The organism is Vulcanisaeta sp. EB80 (assembly GCF_002078205.2).
This window is the reverse complement of record NZ_LCWN02000046.1, coordinates 1-17,496: the sequence shown is the minus strand read 5'-3', so window position 1 is coordinate 17,496 and position 17,496 is coordinate 1. Positions and strand designations below refer to the sequence as shown.

Here is a 17,496-nt window from a genome sequence, read left to right as displayed (position 1 = left end):
TTATCGTAGGAGTAGGCTATTACCCTCCTAAGCTCGGCCGATAAGACTGGCCTAACCTCCTGAGCCTCATCGAAAACCACAATGAACCGCCCCCTCCTATTAAGCTCCTCAAGCAGACCAAGTAAACTTATTGAGTCTTGCCCACGCCATTTAATACTCACGCTAACACCCATTATGCTAATACCCCTAATTCCCTCAAGGAACCTCCTCAACTTGCCCAAGCCACTTGAGATGCCTTCGCTCAACCTCTCGTAAAGCTCAATATGAGTACCCGCACCCCTAAGATCAATATAAATCCCATTATAAGGCTCGAGGAACGCCTTCAATAGAGAGGTCTTGCCAATACGCCTAATACCCAACACAACTATTAACGGTCTATCAACAACTCTGTCTAGGAACTTAAGCTCATCCTCCCTATCATAGAGCTCACCCCTTGAACTCTTAGGCCTAGTGTCGAAAAGGTTCCGCACCAGAACTTAGTTCCGGGGTGGAACTTTTAAGTCTTAAATTGCAGCAATAGGTGGGCAATAGAACTATTGGGAATGCTGCTAAATGACATAAACCATGGTATTATCAATATTTAAGAAGGAACTTGAAGAAGCCGCGTGAAGACTATGTAACCGTTAGGGTTATCACGAGTTTTTAATCAAAATACCAACGCAGTAGTTAGCAATAATATTTGCAGGAAAATATAATAAAGTAGTGATAGGCCAATAAATAATGAGAGTTGTTCCTTAACGAACACTTAAATAGCACTTTCATGCAGTAGCTCAACGTGAGTTCTAGATATTCCGAGGTTCATAGGATTGTTTATCCGAGGAGGCACGAGGATATTTATAAGAACCGTGGTGATAATCCGTGGATTTCGGTAAGGATCAGGCAGGGTGTCGGCAAGGATCCCAGTAAATGGTTCACTAATCAATTGAGGGTTTTGATCGAGGTTTCTAGGAAGTATGGTGATAGGAGGGTCATGCTTAGGGCCAGGGATGATGTAGCCATTTGGTTCTAAAAATTAGGGTTTTAATTACCGTGGGTGGTGGACCAACAAGGCTTGGCCAGGTTGTTGGTACGATAGATCCAAGAGACATGGAGGCCGCGACCGAGGCGATACTTGAGCTTTACGCGAAGTCCGGCGTCAAGAATATGGCCGAATTTGTGACTAAGTATGGCGTTGATGGCATTAGGGAGGAATCGGCCAGAAGGGTTCCATCATTCATGAAACCTGATCAAAACATAAAGATTGTCTTCGGTCCTAATTAATACTTATTTAGTGTAGGTTTGTCCTAAGGGCGATGTTAGCACTTAATGCATTGCCGGCATTTACCACGGCGTTTATTTGGGCCTGGGCATCCATAGTTTATGGCGACTTCATGAAGAGTATTAATCCATTAACCGTTAATTTCCTAAGGATGCTTTATGCATCATTAATCCTACTAATACCTGCCATCGTATTTGGATTTAACGCAGGGGCTGTTTGGGGTTCCTTGAGCGGCTTATTATCGCTAGCCGTTGGTGATTCATTATATTTAATGTCCATAAACTACTCCGGCGTATCGATAGCCGCGCCCGTGTCGTATACGTACATACCAATTGCCGTACTAATGGCAACACTACTTGGGGAGCCATTAACGATCTACAAGGTGGTCTCAGGACTACTCGTGGTTCTCGGGGTCTATTTACTATCTTGCGAACGCACTAGGATAACGATCAGGGGAGTAGCCCTGGCGCTAGGCGCCGCGATGGCTTGGGCTGTTGGTCAGACAATGATTAAGGTGGCCGACATAAGCGGCTTAAACCCCATAACCCTATCATTTACGAGGGTTGCCACGGCCGGCATAATACTACTGATCATAAATTATGCAATACGCAACGATATTACCACGGCAATAAGGTCAACAGCGAGAACACGCCTACCTCTAGTGGCAGTACTTGATCTAGGCGCAGGCGTGGCTCTATACGCCTACTCCATGGACCTAATCGGGCTTGGATTAACGGTCATCATGACCGGCAGCATGCCCCTAATAGCCCAGGCGATGTCCCATGTAATGCGTAGGGAGAAGTTAACGCTCACGAAATTACTGGGCGCCGTAATCATTGTGACGGCTATAGTGGCCGCATTCCTTTAATTAGTTTTTACTGAAACCCTTGGATATAGCACAACCACCCTACTTGGCCTGCCTCTCTCATGCATCACAACGTTAACGTACTTACTAGCCCTCCTCGCGGCCTCCGCAATCTCCTCATTAGTAGGTCTTCTCCAGGGCGTGTCTGGGATTGGGACTAATGGGTCGATTATTAAGGTTGGTTTATCCGTAATGGTGCTTATGTACCGAGCTATTTCCTCCACCTCCGCAGGCCCATTAATCCCTGGTATTAACACCGTCTCAAAGATAACCTTAATGCCACGTCCGATCAATTTCTCAATATTGCGGAGTACGGTATTTAACTCGCCACCAACATACCTCCGATAAACCTCAGGATTTAACGACTTCAAACTAACAACAACCTCGCATGATTCGCACATGGCCAACTCATTAAGTAATTCGGTGGATATTTCATAAGCACTCGTGAGGAGTCGAATATTTACATTGTGCTCCCTAAGGATCCTGATTATCAACGGTAATGATGGATCTATTGTGGGCTCTTCACCACCAAGCACGGCGTCCTCTAACTCCTTAACTCCATTGATTACTTCCTTAAATTCCTCTATTGTGAGAAGACCTTGAAACTTAATGCCCACCAATGTCTCTTTATCCAGATGGTGATCCCACGGTGTTAATTTTCTAATGCACCAAGGGCAATGCAGGTTGCAGCCAAGGAACTGGATGTACAGGGACTTCAGGTCTACGTAGTACGTTATGTGGCTTATCCTGGTTTGCACGTGGTTGGTTAGATAACCTATTTATAAAGATGGCTTAAACAACCCAAAAGTTATTAAGCAATAATTGTGTTGCTTCTGTGGTGCTGATGACTTGCCCATCTGATGGGTGATGTATATAGGAGCTGGGCTTAGTTTCAATTATTAATTAATCATTGCCTGAATACACGAGATATTTAATGCCGTTGAACACAACCTCTTTAACGAATTTCCTTAACTCATCTACAATACCTGGCTCTAACTTATTTCTCTTAATGATATCCATTATTTGTTCAATAGTCATTGGTTGAACCTTGAGTATATTTAATATGCTGTTTAATGGATCATTTTTATCTATGTAAAACTCCCCTCTCTCGATAGAATCTATTATGAATATCCTATCCTTATTTATGTACTTCGAAATAGTATTTGCGAATTTAATCAATGTCTCTGAAGTTGGTGGTTTTACCCACGGTTCTGCAGGTGGGCGTGTGGGTACCATTAAATACACCCTATCGGGTCTATACCTACTCAGCACCTCACCTACCTTCTCGGCGCACTCCTCGGTGTCATTTACTCCGTGTACCAGCATAACCTCACTCCATATTTGGCCGCTGAATTCCTCCCTGAATTCCTCAAGACCGTTAATAAATCCCTCAAATGTTATGCTCCTATGTGGTCTATTAACCATCCTGAATACCCTTTCATTACAGGTATCAGTGCTAACCTTAACAACGTCTAATTCACTAAGCCAATTCCTCACGGTCTCATCGGCTAGTTTAGCGCCGTTAGTCAGTATTGCTAAGGGTTTCCCCTGATTCTCTCTAGCCCACCTTATTAGCTTTCCAAGGCCGGCGTATAGCGTAGGTTCTCCATCACCGATAAATGTTAGGTAATCGTAATCCCTGGATTTAACGGCTATTTCCATTTCTCTAATTATTTCCTCCGGTTCGTAAAACATACTTTGGTCATTAACCAGATACTTAGTTCTACCGAGTTGGCAATATATGCAATTGAAGTTGCAGTACTTAAGTGGAACAACATTAACGCCCAATGAACGTCCAAGTCTACGTGATGGTACAGGGCCAAATACATACTTGAACATGTTTTACCTAGAGATGGTGTTTTTGTGTGTTAAATGCTTTGTTGAACGTTTATATTTCTATTTTCAATAAAATTAGAAATAGAATGGAAGACAAAGTAAAGCGATAAAGCAACCTCTTTCTACACCAAATACGAAAATAAAGCACCTAAATTTCTAGAGTTGAAGTATTATTTGTAGAATATATATGCGATAAAAAGGGTTCTCATAGGACATTATTATCTTAAAGAGATTTCGTAAGTTTTTATGATAGTTTTGTATGGCTTTACCAATGATTAGCCAAAGGATTGATTACTCGGAGAGGATTTATCGGGAGGCCATGGCCCAGTGCCTAAAGCCGTGGTACACGGACGATTGCCGCAGGTGCAGGTCGGAATTCAATAAATGCCTAGTGAATTATCTATCGTTATTGAACTAAAGCTCACAACCCCAATTGAGTTATGTTTAAAACTTGAGGGATGTTTGCGCCTTGATGTTCGTATTCCCAAGTAAGGAATGGACTAAGGTACTTTGTGAGGAACTAAATAAGGATGAGGATTTCCTAAAATCAGTAAATGGGTGGAACATCGATGTTCTATTAATCGGTAAAAACCTGCCCAATGACGTCGTCCAATATTTAAGAAATACATATAGTATTAACGGCATCAATACCCTAGGCCTTCACATGGCATTCGACAACTCTTGCAAAAGCATCGATTTATTAATAAATCCAGAACCTGGTTCCTACCGATACGTAGTAATTGCAGATTACGGTTTGTGGTTACGTGTTCTTAAAAGGTTAGATGATCCAATCACGGCATTACTTAGCATATTTAGCAAGCTCGAGATTAGAGGTAGTACAATAACTCTTATTCGCTTAGCCGCTAACGTGGCATCACCTATCGCTAGGGTTATGAGGAAGATACCAACAAAAATAATTGGGTAATTTTAAGGTGGATTTACGTATGCATTATTATTACCAGTCTGGCCACCAACGCCACTTACGCCAACCACCATGCCAACCTCCGAAGAACCATCCCCAACCAGGTCCCCAGGGCATTGGTGGAGGTGTGTATGGATAGCTTGCATACCAACTCTTAACGTTCTTCCCCAGATCCGTTAACTCGACATACTCCTCATTACCCTCCCTCACAACCCTCACCAAACCAGCCATTTGCAGTGTGCTTATCGCGTAATCAAAGGCTGCACCATACAGCGGCACCTTCGCTCTTAAGTCACTGATTTTTACCCTATCCGATATCTGGTTTAGTATTATCCACGCACCCCACTTTGTTATCCCAAACATGTTTATCCAATATCGGATTTGATATCAGATTTAAAAACCCTTCTCTCCAAGGACCTTCAGCGTTTATGCATTAATTGAAATATGTATTAATAAATGTGAATAGTTAAAAATAGTTAGTGATTGTTTAGCCCTTTATGCCGCCTATATTGAATCCCTCCAGTAACCTACCCATTACTAGGTAGCTCAGTATCATCACTGGTAAAGCAACGACCAACGCGGAGGATGCTAGGGTACCCCATGCTACGGCTTTACTTGATATCGATTCTATGGCAAATATCGTGACTGTTTGGGCGCCTGTTGGCGGGAAGTTGAATTGCCATGGTGTTTCCGTGAGGACCAATGGATAAAAGAGTAGGTGCCAGTTGATTATGAAGGAGAGAACAATCATTGTGAACCAACTACTCTCGGTTATTGGCGCCACAATCCTAAACAGTATGTATGTTGATGATGCACCCTCTAACTCTGCCAACTCTTGGTACTCATTTGGCAAGTCCTTATATATGTTGAATAGGATCCAGGCAGCCAATGTTGCTGTGAATATAGGTGTCGAAAGTATTAGGGCCCACCACGTGTTCAATAGGCTTAGTTTCTCGAAGAGTATGTATATTGGGAATATGAAGCTTGTTGGTGGTAGTGAGTATAGATATATCGTTAATAGTAATAACCAGTAAATGTTGTATTTGGACATTATGTAGGACGCCGTGCCTGCCAGGACCACGGATATCAAAGCCACGGCTATACCAACAACAAGGTTTGTGATCACGTACGGCACGGAATTCACGAGTGCATTAACGAAGTACTTAACTGTGAATGCTATGGGGTATAGAATTGGTGGTGATACGAAGTCATAAATACTGGGCCTAAACGCCACCAGAAACATCCAGTAGATGGGGAATAATAAAAACAATAGGATTATTATTGTTGATAGCCATAATAAACCATCATAAACCCTATCGGGGACTTTAATAACCGGTAGCTTAACATACAAGCCACCACTACTCCTCATCACATACAACAGCGCAGCCGCCGGCAGCGTAGCCATGGCGGCAAGTAATGCAGCCGCAGCCTCACCAGCTGGGAAGTTTCCAATGAAGTATAGGAGGTCAAAAACGAGAAGTGGTAGTGTTGTTGACGAATAACCAGGACCACCACCAGTCAGTATGTATGGTATGTCGAAGTTGCCCAACTGAAGTACAAACACTATTAGGAAGGCCGTTATGACTATCTTGAAAGCATAGGGTAGTGCAACGCCTCCATAGTATTGCGATAATGACGCCCCATCGACCTGGGCAACCTCCTTCAACTCCTTACTTATCGCCTTGAAGCCACCAATGATTACCAGGTATGCGAAGGATACACTACTCCAAGTACCAACTATGATTACTGCCCATATTGATAGGCCAGACACTGAGGTCATGTTGATCATCGGTATATGAAATACCTTGAACAGGTAATACAACGGCCCATACATGGGATCGAAAAATGTATACCAAATCATTGTGGCTGCAGTAAATGGTATTGTGTATGGAGCTAGGATTAATAGGGATAACGGTACCTGCCACCTAATGGGTAGGCTATCAACCCGTATCGCGAGTATTAGGGCTATTAATGTTGATAGAAATGCGGTTACTGTGGAGAAGAGCAGTGTATTATATATAGAAAGGTTAAATGTACCCTGCGGAAAGTCTACAATCAACGCCTTTACTGATGATATGTTAAACCCAACGAAATAAAACGTTAGGGTTAATGGAATTAAACCAAAACCCAATATGTATAATAAGTATGGTGTAAGCCACCACCTCTTCATCAATTTATCACGAAAAAATGCTTAATTTTAAAGTTAAAGCCTTCTATGAAAATATCATTATCCAATTCCCGGGCATGTACCGTAAGTCTGCACTAACGCGTTTATCCAGGCTGCCGCTGCTGTATTCATTGCTGTGGTCGCATTTACCTGCCCAAGGAGGTATGCGTAAACTTCCTGGTTGAAACTCGGTATTAATTCTGGGTATGTTGGTGGTATGTTGGGTGGGTTTGCCCATGCATACTCTGCTGCGTCATACACGGCCTCAAGAAGTTCCCTATCATGCTGGCTAAGGCTACTGTTGCTCAGTAGCATTTGGAATGCCTCCTTGGATATTGGGAACTTATGGAAGTATAGGTACTCGTACACCTGGACCTGTGGTGACACTAGGAAGGCTAGGAATTCGAGGGCTAATTGTTTATGTGTCGAGTACTTACTAACTGCTAGGAAGTTGGTCCCTGTCTCTGCGTAACCACCAGGTAGGGGCGCTAGGCATGTATCGTTATAAACACTGGATGGTAAGTATGATAATTGACTAACAAAGAGCATGGCTGCTGGTGCATACTCTGCATATAGTTCAGGTAGGTTATCATAGGTTATTGGCGTTACATTAGGTGGTGGTTCGTATGAAACTAACTCCTTATAAACCTCAAGGGCTTCTATACCATCTGTCGTATTAAAGTCAGGTAGTGGGTACGTACAACCAGGTGCTGGTGCTCCATAAAACAATATGTTGAAGTTAGGCAATCCACCAATCCTGCCCTTATTAAGATTTGGATCACGCATATACCACCAGCCAAATATTGCTGGGTATGCGTCTATTATACCGTGGGATACGTGGTCATCGACCAAAACACCATATTTAGTTATGCCATGGCTTGTTAAGAATTGATCCACGTAAAGCACGGTTGTCCAATTCTGCCAAGTTAATGGATTGAACTCAACGCCATACTTATTATAGAACTCCTGGGCTAAGGTTTGATTATTGAATATTGAGCATTTATATGCAAGCATGTATGTAACAGTCTCATATGCAATACCAATGTATTCAATTTGCCCAGTAGTTGTGTTATAGAATTCACCACCAAACGCCTCCTGCGGTGACATTAAGTCACTCATATTAAATAATGTACCGATGTACGAATTAAGCGGTACTACATATGGTACAAACCTGAGGGATGATGTTGATGTGAACTCAATAATATCGTACTCCGGTGAATGGGCCTCAAGGACTGTTAATTCATTAGTAACATATTGGCTGAAGGGGTAGGTAATTACTTTAACATAGACATTCGGATGCTCCTCATGAAATAGCTCACCGGCGAATTGTATGAAATTGGCGGTAGTTCCTGAATATGCAACAACCACTAGGGTCACGGGTTTCGCCGTGGTTGTTGATTTAACGTAGTAATAAGCACCTAACGCAACGATGACTATTATCACAACAGCTATTATAGCCCAGACCGTACGTGATAAACCACGGGACATCATTAACACATTACGCTAGATCTAATAAGCATTACCTAATACTGTATATCATTAAATTATCTTAATTTACTTAGATCAATGGGTGTGCACGGTATCGGTAAAACAAGCCTCACATCCTGTAGGCAGGGTATTATTGGAGATTCAACATAATAATGTATTGGCATTAGGAACTTAACGCCAGCCTCCTTAGCTATTTGTACGGCCTCGTTGGTGGTTGAGTGGCCGTGAACATGGGATTGTTCCTCGGTACCTGGGTTTCCAGAGGTTTCGTGTATTAATAGCGTGCAGTTTCTGGCTAAGTTGATTATATTATTGGTTGGTCGTGTGTCACCACTGTACGTGACGCATGTTCCATCAGCTCCATCAATCCTATACGCGAGTGCAGGTACTGTGTGATCGACAAATGCGGCATACACTTTATAACTACCCTGATCTATCACCAGTTGAGGTTCGTTGCTTGGTTCTATTGGGTGGAAATCAATTGCGGATAGGTACTGGGGTATGCCCAATGCATCGAAGAGCTTGGGTATATCCACATCGCTGGGTCCATAGACCCTGAGTACCCTGCCCATGGACTTCACATATAACGCCAATGTGGATAGCCCCATCAAGTGATCACCATGTCTATGGGTTATGAGGATTAGGTCAACATCATTAATATTAAAACCACAAATCCTCAATGCCCTATATGTGCCCTCACCAGCATCCACGAGGATTCTGGAACCACCAACCTCGATTAGTAGGGACACATTGCCCAATAGTGGGTTGGAGACCCAACCACCAATACCGAGTGGTATGATTTTCACGAAACTATACCGAGCACTCAGGTAATTAAATTATTCCTCTATATTAAAAATGCCAATTCAAGCACTGCGAAGACGGCGCCAATGATGGTCCACCACGTAAACGCAAGGTTAATCACCGAAACAACAATACCCAAGGTCCTGACCTCACTATCCTCAGGCCTGGAAAGCAGCATGGCTCCAGCCCCTATGTTCAGTACCGCCAGTGCCACCGCAATGAGTGTTAGGGCCCATAGGAATGTGGTTGCAAGGCTTGGTATTGGTACTAGGATTATTGATGCGGTGCCAAGCAGGACTACAGGTATTAGTAGGAAGGCACCCGTGATCAGCATCAATACCCCAGCAACCCTAGGCTCACTCATTACTTACAGCAGTGCTTCCCCACTTAATTAAATTAACCGTAGACCCTACGAATCCAATCAACAATTTCCTTAACACCCCTATCGAGCGCTGGCTCCATGTTGCCAAGGATCCTCTGGGTATTGCTGCAATCATACTGGGTGTTGATATACTTGAGCAGGGATCTTGCGCCACTTGGCAGAAATAAGCCGGCTAGCCCTGTGGGTATTGGTAATTTAATGCCGCTAATGCCTAAGTAATTAGCCATTAGTAGTGGGATGTCGCCCAGGTTATACATTATGCACTCGGTTGCATATAGGAATTTATCCCTAAAATCCTCACTAACAGCAACCTTTTCGAGCAATTGTACTAGGTAGCCAACGTATATTGCGTTAACGTGTCCTCGGAGTAATGGAATCAAGCCCCTCCTCACCACCCTATATAAGCTGAGGAATTCGTTATGGTCATTGTAATAGCCGTAAACAAACGTTGGCCTAACGATTACATAATCAAGTCCTTCCTTACCCAATTCCTTAATAGTTCTCTCGCCATCGCACTTAGACCTCTCATAATCACTCCTGGGGTTTACGTATGCATAGCTGCAGTGCTCCGGCTCCTCACTTATGACGTTGCCAATCTTACCCACCGCCGCCGAGGCACTTATGTGTATGAGCCTCATGGACTTATTAACACTAAGGATCGCCCTGGCTATATTCCTAGGAATCTCCACATGGGCATGCCACAGCTCGTTCCAGGAACCGCTCAGTAACCCCACGGTATTGAAAACGTAACTTGGTTTAACCGTGCTTATGGTATTCACGACACTATTATAATCACCAGGGTCCAGCCTATGCATCTTAACGCCAATCTCAAGTAGGTCCTTAGCCATCAATGCCTTACTACCGTGTACAGACCTGTAGGTCACGTGAACCTCAAGTCCCCTATTAACTAGGTGCTTAGCTAGGTTGGTGGCTATGAACCCGAGTCCGACTATTAATGCTCGCTTCATATGTCCTAATTATGACATATAATACTTAAGCTTTTTCATAAATAGTATAAATAGCCGATATCACAAACATAGAAGGTTTTATAAAGTTAGGGTACCCCGTAAGCCATAATCGTATGAAGGCGGAACTTTGGTCTTCAGTAAGTGAGGGTCAGAGAAGGGCCGTATTAATAAATGCCCTCCTTGGATCACTGCTTGGATCAATGAACATGGCATCAATAGTTATTGCATTACCTGCAATACTGAACGGTATTGGTATAAACCCAATGTCCCCATTGGGTTTCGAATTAATGATGTGGTTAATGTTCTCATACCCACTGGTCACGGCAATTGCTGTCCCAATAATTGGCAGGCTTTCGGACATGCTTGGTAGGGGTAGGGTGTTCACGATAGGTGATGCCATATTCACTGCCATATCCCTGCTAATGGGTTTTGTACCAGGATATGGCGCAATAGCTGGTCTTCAGTTAGTAGCCTATAGGTTTATCCAGGGCATTGCCGGTTCGATGATGTTCAGCAATAGTGCCGCATTAATCACTGACGTGTACCCACCCGATAGGAGGGGTGTGGCGCAGGGAATTGTTGGCATATCCTTTAGCGCTGGCAGCGTCACCGGACTTGTCCTTGGTGGTATATTGGCCGTAATTAATTGGAGGTGGGTCTTCCTATTCAACGTACCCATAGGCTTAGTAAGTACGCTTTGGGCGTTGAGGAGTGTCTATAGGTTACCGTCAGGCATTAGCAAGGTTAGTATTGACTTCGTCGGTGCAACAGTATTAGTTGTGTCATTGGTTTCGATATTAATGGGCTTATTACTATCAATGATGCCCTATGGGCACTCATCGTTGGGTTGGGGAAACCCCTCTGTATGGGTGAGCCTAATAATCGGTGCTTCACTCCTTGGGGTTCTCGTCGTTATCGAGAGTAGACTCAGGGAACCTATGCTTAAGATTGATTTGTTTAGGATAAGGCAGTTCACCTATGGTGTGTTGAGTTCATTCTTCCTGTTTATGGCAATGGGTGCCAATATGTTCGTTCTATCACTATTGTTACAGGCAATATACCTACCAATGGTGTACAAAATACCGTACTCAGAAACACCACTCTGGGCAGGCATATTCCTAATACCAAGCAGCATAGCTAACGCGATATTCGCACCAATAGGCGGTAAACTACTTAATAGGTTTGGCGCGAGGGTTGTGTCCACACTAGGAGCCATACTACTTGGGGTGGGTTTCGAATTACTATCATTATTACCTATCGACTTCAATTACATAGAGTTTGCCATAATACTCGTAATAATGGGCATGGGCTCAGGCCTATTCCAATCACCAAACATAGTCTCAATACTAAGCGCAGCACCACCTAGGGACAGGGCAGCCGCGTCTGGGCTTAGGGCATCGATGCAAAACATGGGAACATTAATGAGCTTTGCAGTATTCCTAACATTAATAATCACAGGCTCTGCAGCCGCATTACCAGCGGCTTTATACAAGGCATTACTAAGTGCAGGTGTTCCCATAAGCGATGCCGAGGCCCTTGTCTCAATACCCCCAGTCTATGCACTGTTCGCAGCATTCCTGGGCTATGACCCAATAAAGACCCTGGTTCAACAAGCTGGTATATCACTAAGCCCAGCGGTACTAACGAGGATTGACAACATAACCTTCTTCCCAACTGCAATAGCACCAGCGATGCAGTTAGGCTTCCACTACGCATACCACACCGCAGCAATACTCGCATTCATTGCAGCAATACTATCATACTTCAGGGGTAGAGAGTCATTCCATGGAAATCCCGAGCAAGCCCAAACCATAATCGCCAGGGGTAGGGCTACTAAGGTTGCCGAGGTTGTGGGTGATTCAGCAGGTAATGATAAGAATGATATAGACCTTAAAGCCGATCCCATCCTTAGGAAATCCTTTGCAGCATACCTATTAATGGGAACAGAGGTCGGAGATACCATATTCCAGAATATAAAACCCAAGGAATTATTATATACAATTGCCGTAGCATCGAAAGCCCCTGGGTGGTTCATAGAATTTGTGAAGAATATTGATGATTGTAACGTTAATATTAAGAGTGTAGCCTCATTAATGAATTATCTTAAGGTTCCTGATTGGGTAAATGAGGTTGTTAATGCCTGGATTAAGGTTAATTATACGAACAAGGATAAAAACAATATTTAACGATATTTTAACTGAGCTTTACCTTATACCTTAATTAATCACTGATTTTTAAATATTTTAAATGATGTATGACTTACCACCATTCCAAACGACTATTTTACCATCTCGCATATACTCGATTGCGACGTATCCCTTATACACTATTCTCCTATTGTTCAGTTCTTCACCCGACTTGTTTTTCCTTATCATGAACATTTTCCTATCACCGAGACCTCAATTAGCTTGTTCTGTTAATAAATTTATATGGTAGAGTGGGTGTAGTCAATATATTAACTCTTGATTAATATATAGGCAATATATAAGGTTGAGCTAGGATAAATTTTTATTTCGTGAGTTACTTTCCATACGAATGATAGAGAGTAGGAAGGATGACCATATTAAGATAGCTGCGGGTCAAGAAGTTGAGGAGGGCGAGAACCTATTTAATGAAGTTCACTTAATACATATTGCATTGCCTGAGATTGACTATGAAGACGTAGATACATCAATTACGGTATTTAATAAGAGGTTGTCATTTCCATTCATAATAGGTGCCATAACAGGTGGTACGGAAACTGCCGAGAAGGTTAATACCGTACTTGCCAAGTGCGCCGAGGAATTGGGCATTGGCATGTACGTGGGTTCCCAGAGAATTGCCATTGTTAAGCCTGAGACAGCCAGAAGCTTTAGGGTTGTTGCCGAGAACGCACCAACGGCGCTCAAGATAGCCAACCTCGGCGCGCCACAGGTTTCTAGACTTGATGAGAAGGTGCTCAGTGATTGGGTTTCCCAGGCAATAGATATGATAAATGCGGACGCAATAGCCATACACCTAAACCCAGCCCAGGAGGTTTTTCAGCCCGAGGGTGAGCCCTGGTTTCGTGGTGTCCTTGACAAGTTGAGGTTTATCAAGAGGGTTGCCAACAGGCCGTTGATTGTTAAGGAGGTTGGTAATGGAATATCCATGGAAGTCGCCAAGGCCCTGGCATCCAGGGTTAACCCAGACGCAATAGATGTTGCCGGTGTTGGTGGTACCTCATTCATTAGGATAGAGAGCATAAGGGCTGGAACTACGGATGAGGCTAACGTATTCAGTGGTTGGGGAATACCCACAGCTGCATCAATATGTGAGGTCAGAAGCGTATATAATGGCCTAGTGTTTGCATCCGGTGGTGTTAGGAGTGGTTTAGATGGGGCAAAGGCAATAGCCATAGGCGCGAACGTATTCTCAATGTCAAAGCCCCTACTAATATCGGCACTAAAGGGCTACAACGAGGCCAGGGCCTTCATTAGCAGGTTGTTTAAGGAGTTCAAGACAGCCATGTTCATGACAGGGTCTAAGAACGTGGAAGAATTAAGTAAGGTCCCCGTGGTTTTCGGTCCCACATTAATCTCATGGCTCAGCCAAAGAGGAGTGCCCTGTAAGCACATAACTTTACCCAACCCAAAATAGGTAATGTAATCCCCAAAATCACTGCAAGTAAGTAATTTTAGATTGCGCAATGTTGAATCTACGATGTCAATCCAAGGGATCTCCTGCCCGAAATGCGGCTCAAGGAGGATTAGTATTGTTGCAGCCGAGACTTTGACATTTAAGTGCCTTGATTGTGGTTATGTATGGTCTCCAAACCTACCAGCCCAGGGGTTGGTGAGTACTAGGGCTGGTGAGGTCCATTGGACAGAGATTAAGAAGGTAATGGAGGACGCGATGAGTTACGTACACGAGTTACTGGATAGCGATACCGATTGTAATGGAGTTATTAGTAGGGTTCAGGAGCGCTTTGGGAATTACCTAACTACACGTGATGTGATTAAGGTGGTCATTAATGGTGTTAGGAAGTACCTTGACGAAGTTAGATATAAGGACGTTAATAAGTATTCAAGGCTTACCGCCGAATTTATGAAATGTAAGGAATTATACTCAAAATGACCTTACTCTGAGGGTAGGGCGTTTGACCTCTTGTTCTTAAGTCTCGTCTTCTTAGAATACCCTGAGGCCCAAACCCTCTTACTCCTCGGTACGATCTGTGGGCAACGCCTACCGGTGCAGCGTGGCGCTATTATACCAATCTTCTGACCAGGTGGTGCGTTCCTAGGCACAGGTGTTTCACCCTTCTGGTGGCTACCACCACCGTGTGGGTGCGCGTACGGGTTCATAGCCTTACCTCTAACGGTTGGGTACTTCCAAGCCTTAGCCTTTGCCCTGTAGTACTTCGCGCCAGCCTTGAGCATGGGCTTCTCGATTCTACCACCACCAGCGACGATGCCGATAGTCACCCTAGATCTTGAATCAACCTCCATTATCTTGCCACTGGGTAGTTGGACAACGGTTGTTCCATCCTTATGCGCAAGGACTACAGCGTAAGTACCGCCAGATCTAACGAACTTGCCGCCATCATTAAGCCACTTCTCTACGTTATAGACCATGGTACCCTCCGGCACCTTACCCAGGGGCAGTATATTGCCGGGGGCGGGCCTTGCCGCTGTCCCGATTTCAATTACCTGACCCACGTACATACCCTCAGCAGCGTAGTTAAGGAACTCCCTACCATCCTCAAGCACAATCCTTGCAACGGGCGCGTTAAGGCCTGGCACGTGCAGTAACTCCTTAACTATGCCCCTAATAACACCATTGAGCTCGGCCTCGCTCATGGATAAATACCTAACTGGGCCCTCCCTAATCCAACTTGGGCTTCTGAACTGTGAACCACCGCGTCCACGCCTCTGAACCAAAATTCGTTTACCCACGACTAATCCCGCGGATTGTTTGGATGGTGGGTTTTTAAATATTTACACATATCTACCCAGCCAGATGAGGAGGTTGGGGAATAAGGAGAGGATGATTGAGGTTAAGAGGGAAGGGGCTAATGAGTATTTACTAATTAGGATTGACCCTGACGATATTGGCGAGCTCGAGAGTAAAGGTATTGGGGAGAGGAGGGATGGCCGTTTCATTCTGAGGGCCGTGGAGCTTGTTTATTTGGCAATGATTGGTTATAGTGTGTATATTGACGGTTACGAAATAGGCATTGACGAGCTTATAAAGCACGTGGACAACCCCTACGCATTGTCCGTCTACCTCGACATGAGGAAGAGGGGTTACTTCATAAAGCCCACGCCAAACGGCCCCGTAGACTTCCTCGTTTGGGATAAGGGTAAGGACCCCCTTAAATCAAGCCCAAGCTACATGATTAAAATAGTGACTGAGGGCCTAGGTATACAGGTAATGAACCTACTCAACGTCCTTAAGTATAGCGAGGGCATGGGGGCTCAGTTAGTCCTGGCCCTCGTTAGTTCCGAGGGGGTTATTACGTACTACAAGGCATTCACATTCAAGCCCGTAAAGGGTGGTTGATGTGGTTACCATGAGAGACATACAGGAGGTGTTGTCCATAGTACGTAGCAAGGGGTTGAGGGTAGTGTTTAGGCTCAGGGGGTCCAGATACATGGTCGTCTTCGAGAGAGAAATAAGGGCGTTAAGCCCAGAGGGTAATTATGTGGCGTGGAGCACTGCATTTCCAGCACCACCGCACCAAGTCCTTGATGCCTACGGTATATCAGCAATAGAGATTTACTGCAGGGGTGAATTAATAAAGCAGGTTAGTAAGTGGGGCGAGCTCGTTAAGGAATTACAACTACTCAATGAGTGCAGGTGAGCCTATTTCTCAACCACGTACTCCCTACCACCAATCCTCAACTTAACGACCGGGCCAGCACCTACCCACTGCTCTACCGTGCCGTCATCGAGGACGACCTCATCACCCTTACTCATCCTTAGGCTCATCCTAAATAGCCTAGCCCCAAGCTGCGCAATATCCTTCGATCGGGACGTGCAGACGTTGACGTTTACCCAGGGCCACCTCCTCCTAATCTCACTTGTCAACCTAAGCCCCACATCGAGACTGCCCACAACACTTCCATTGGGCCCCGGCACATACCCCATCCTGGTTAGATTATCGATATTTGCCGGACTCACGTCTAGCTCGTTTATGTTTACAAACGTTATGAGACCATTACCTATCAGCGTCTCGGCGACCTTCAATATCTCATTTTCGAACCTAGGCAATGCCGGTACCTCAAGGCCGACGCCTATACTCGCGTCCCTAAGTATCCTGATTAATTCCAACTTACCACTTAATTGTGTGGGGCTTATTGCGTGGATCCTCACCTCATCAATACCGCTACTGGCTAGCTTCCCAACAGCGTCTCTGTTTAGGTTTAAGGCGTGGGTGTACATGTGTATGTGGAAGCTAGGGCCGTAGCTCTCCTTAAGTAGCTTGACTAGGTAAACTACTCTGTCGACTACGACTATTGGGTCACCACCACTTATGGCTAACCCATTAGACCCCGCCCTGTCTAGCTCGTCGATTATATCGTCAGGGAACCTAATCACTGGCCTATCATTAATGAACATGACGTCCCTACCAAACCTCTCCCTACTAACGGGACAGTAGAAGCAATTGAGTGGGCATAGACCAGTTATGAAGAGTATGCTCTTAGTGCCAAGTAGGCACTGCCTACAACCCCTAGCCAACTCACCAAAAACAAAATTGAGCGGATGCATTCTGCCATAAGCTCATGGGCAAGCCTCTTTATAAACAGTCCTTCTACCCACCCTTTAAGTGATTCATTGATTTCCTCACC

At 44.5% G+C, this 17,496-nt stretch carries 22 protein-coding genes; 10 read left to right on the top strand and 12 right to left on the bottom strand.

Features of this window, described 5'->3' with window-relative positions; translation table 11 throughout:
* Positions 1-470 (bottom strand): ATP-binding protein (locus B7L70_RS08460; RefSeq protein WP_143701600.1); only part of this gene is annotated, 470 nt, incomplete at its 3' end.
* 305 nt (positions 471-775) lie between these two features.
* On the opposite strand from B7L70_RS08460, the gene B7L70_RS08455 reads away from it, so the two are divergent.
* From B7L70_RS08455 to B7L70_RS08445, 3 genes are read left to right on the top strand one after another with little or no spacing between them, the layout of a single operon-like run.
* Positions 776-1,009 (top strand): hypothetical protein, encoded by a 234-nt coding sequence (locus B7L70_RS08455; protein ID WP_238376174.1) that lies wholly within the window; start codon positions 776-778, stop codon positions 1,007-1,009.
* Positions 1,000-1,260 (top strand): hypothetical protein, encoded by a 261-nt coding sequence (locus B7L70_RS08450; protein ID WP_143701599.1) that lies wholly within the window; start codon positions 1,000-1,002, stop codon positions 1,258-1,260. The genes B7L70_RS08455 and B7L70_RS08450 overlap by 10 nt, the downstream gene beginning before the upstream one ends.
* A 32-nt stretch (positions 1,261-1,292) precedes the next feature.
* A complete protein-coding gene (locus tag B7L70_RS08445) occupies positions 1,293-2,126 on the top strand; it encodes a DMT family transporter (protein ID WP_081227418.1) in 834 nt (277 codons plus the stop codon).
* Here B7L70_RS08445 and B7L70_RS08440 read toward each other — a convergent pair.
* Together B7L70_RS08440 and B7L70_RS08435 are read right to left on the bottom strand one after the other, a co-directional pair.
* Positions 2,123-2,881 carry a radical SAM protein gene (locus tag B7L70_RS08440; RefSeq protein ID WP_081227417.1) on the bottom strand — a complete coding sequence of 253 codons (759 nt, stop codon included), beginning with the start codon at positions 2,879-2,881 and terminating at the stop codon, positions 2,123-2,125. The two genes, B7L70_RS08445 and B7L70_RS08440, sit on opposite strands and share 4 nt — an antisense overlap.
* 145 nt (positions 2,882-3,026) lie before the next feature.
* Entirely contained in the window at positions 3,027-3,962 is a 936-nt protein-coding gene (locus B7L70_RS08435; RefSeq protein ID WP_081227416.1) for a radical SAM protein, read from the bottom strand.
* Positions 3,963-4,230: 268 nt separating this feature from the next.
* Between B7L70_RS08435 and B7L70_RS13465 the strand changes: the two genes are divergently transcribed.
* Both B7L70_RS13465 and B7L70_RS08430 read left to right on the top strand, forming a co-directional pair.
* On the top strand, positions 4,231-4,377 hold the full coding sequence (locus B7L70_RS13465) for a hypothetical protein (protein ID WP_162009143.1): 147 nt from the start codon (positions 4,231-4,233) through the stop codon (positions 4,375-4,377).
* Positions 4,378-4,431: 54 nt separating this feature from the next.
* Positions 4,432-4,884, top strand: a complete 453-nt coding sequence (locus tag B7L70_RS08430; protein ID WP_238376173.1) for a hypothetical protein — start codon at positions 4,432-4,434, stop codon at positions 4,882-4,884.
* Positions 4,885-4,914: 30 nt separating this feature from the next.
* On the opposite strand, the gene B7L70_RS08425 is transcribed toward B7L70_RS08430, so the two are convergent.
* The 6 genes from B7L70_RS08425 to B7L70_RS08400 all read right to left on the bottom strand — a co-directional run bounded on the left by B7L70_RS08425 (position 4,915) and on the right by B7L70_RS08400 (position 10,687).
* Positions 4,915-5,244 carry a hypothetical protein gene (locus B7L70_RS08425; protein ID WP_081227415.1) on the bottom strand — a complete coding sequence of 110 codons (330 nt, stop codon included), beginning with the start codon at positions 5,242-5,244 and terminating at the stop codon, positions 4,915-4,917.
* A gap of 124 nt (positions 5,245-5,368) precedes the next feature.
* Positions 5,369-7,051 (bottom strand): ABC transporter permease subunit, encoded by a 1,683-nt coding sequence (locus B7L70_RS08420; protein WP_081227414.1) that lies wholly within the window; start codon positions 7,049-7,051, stop codon positions 5,369-5,371.
* A 57-nt stretch (positions 7,052-7,108) separates the two neighbouring features.
* The gene (locus B7L70_RS08415; protein ID WP_081227413.1) at positions 7,109-8,536 is read right to left on the bottom strand and encodes an extracellular solute-binding protein; all 1,428 of its coding nucleotides are present in this window, start codon (positions 8,534-8,536) and stop codon (positions 7,109-7,111) included.
* Positions 8,537-8,592: 56 nt separating this feature from the next.
* Positions 8,593-9,342: an MBL fold metallo-hydrolase gene (locus tag B7L70_RS08410; protein WP_081227412.1), complete on the bottom strand. Its 750-nt coding sequence runs from the start codon at positions 9,340-9,342 to the stop codon at positions 8,593-8,595.
* 38 nt (positions 9,343-9,380) lie between these two features.
* Positions 9,381-9,701: a hypothetical protein gene (locus B7L70_RS08405; protein ID WP_081227411.1), complete on the bottom strand. Its 321-nt coding sequence runs from the start codon at positions 9,699-9,701 to the stop codon at positions 9,381-9,383.
* A gap of 32 nt (positions 9,702-9,733) precedes the next feature.
* Entirely contained in the window at positions 9,734-10,687 is a 954-nt protein-coding gene (locus B7L70_RS08400; RefSeq protein ID WP_081227410.1) for an NAD(P)-dependent oxidoreductase, read from the bottom strand.
* 113 nt (positions 10,688-10,800) lie between these two features.
* Between B7L70_RS08400 and B7L70_RS08395 the strand changes: the two genes are divergently transcribed.
* A complete protein-coding gene (locus tag B7L70_RS08395; protein ID WP_081227409.1) occupies positions 10,801-12,873 on the top strand; it encodes an MFS transporter in 2,073 nt (690 codons plus the stop codon).
* A 57-nt stretch (positions 12,874-12,930) separates the two neighbouring features.
* Here B7L70_RS08395 and B7L70_RS13460 read toward each other — a convergent pair whose 3' ends face one another.
* Positions 12,931-13,068: a hypothetical protein gene (locus tag B7L70_RS13460; protein ID WP_162009142.1), complete on the bottom strand. Its 138-nt coding sequence runs from the start codon at positions 13,066-13,068 to the stop codon at positions 12,931-12,933.
* A 154-nt stretch (positions 13,069-13,222) separates the two neighbouring features.
* Here B7L70_RS13460 and fni point away from each other — a divergent pair, with 154 nt between their 5' ends.
* Together fni and B7L70_RS08385 are read left to right on the top strand one after the other, a co-directional pair.
* Positions 13,223-14,305, top strand: coding sequence for a type 2 isopentenyl-diphosphate Delta-isomerase (gene fni / locus B7L70_RS08390; RefSeq protein WP_081227408.1), 1,083 nt, complete (start codon positions 13,223-13,225; stop codon positions 14,303-14,305).
* Between the two features lie 63 nt (positions 14,306-14,368).
* Positions 14,369-14,782, top strand: a complete 414-nt coding sequence (locus tag B7L70_RS08385) for a hypothetical protein (protein WP_081227407.1) — start codon at positions 14,369-14,371, stop codon at positions 14,780-14,782.
* A gap of 2 nt (positions 14,783-14,784) precedes the next feature.
* Here B7L70_RS08385 and B7L70_RS08380 read toward each other — a convergent pair whose 3' ends face one another.
* Entirely contained in the window at positions 14,785-15,600 is an 816-nt protein-coding gene (locus B7L70_RS08380) for a 50S ribosomal protein L2 (protein WP_081227406.1), read from the bottom strand.
* A gap of 64 nt (positions 15,601-15,664) precedes the next feature.
* Between B7L70_RS08380 and B7L70_RS08375 the strand changes: the two genes are divergently transcribed.
* Positions 15,665-16,207, top strand: a complete 543-nt coding sequence (locus B7L70_RS08375) for an endonuclease (RefSeq protein ID WP_081227405.1) — start codon at positions 15,665-15,667, stop codon at positions 16,205-16,207.
* A gap of 10 nt (positions 16,208-16,217) precedes the next feature.
* Positions 16,218-16,508 (top strand): hypothetical protein, encoded by a 291-nt coding sequence (locus B7L70_RS08370; protein ID WP_238376175.1) that lies wholly within the window; start codon positions 16,218-16,220, stop codon positions 16,506-16,508.
* Between the two features lie 2 nt (positions 16,509-16,510).
* Here B7L70_RS08370 and B7L70_RS08365 read toward each other — a convergent pair whose 3' ends face one another.
* Complete coding sequence (locus B7L70_RS08365) at positions 16,511-17,416, bottom strand: radical SAM protein (protein WP_081227404.1); 906 nt, start codon at positions 17,414-17,416, stop codon at positions 16,511-16,513.
* Between the last annotated feature and the right edge of the window lie 80 nt (positions 17,417-17,496).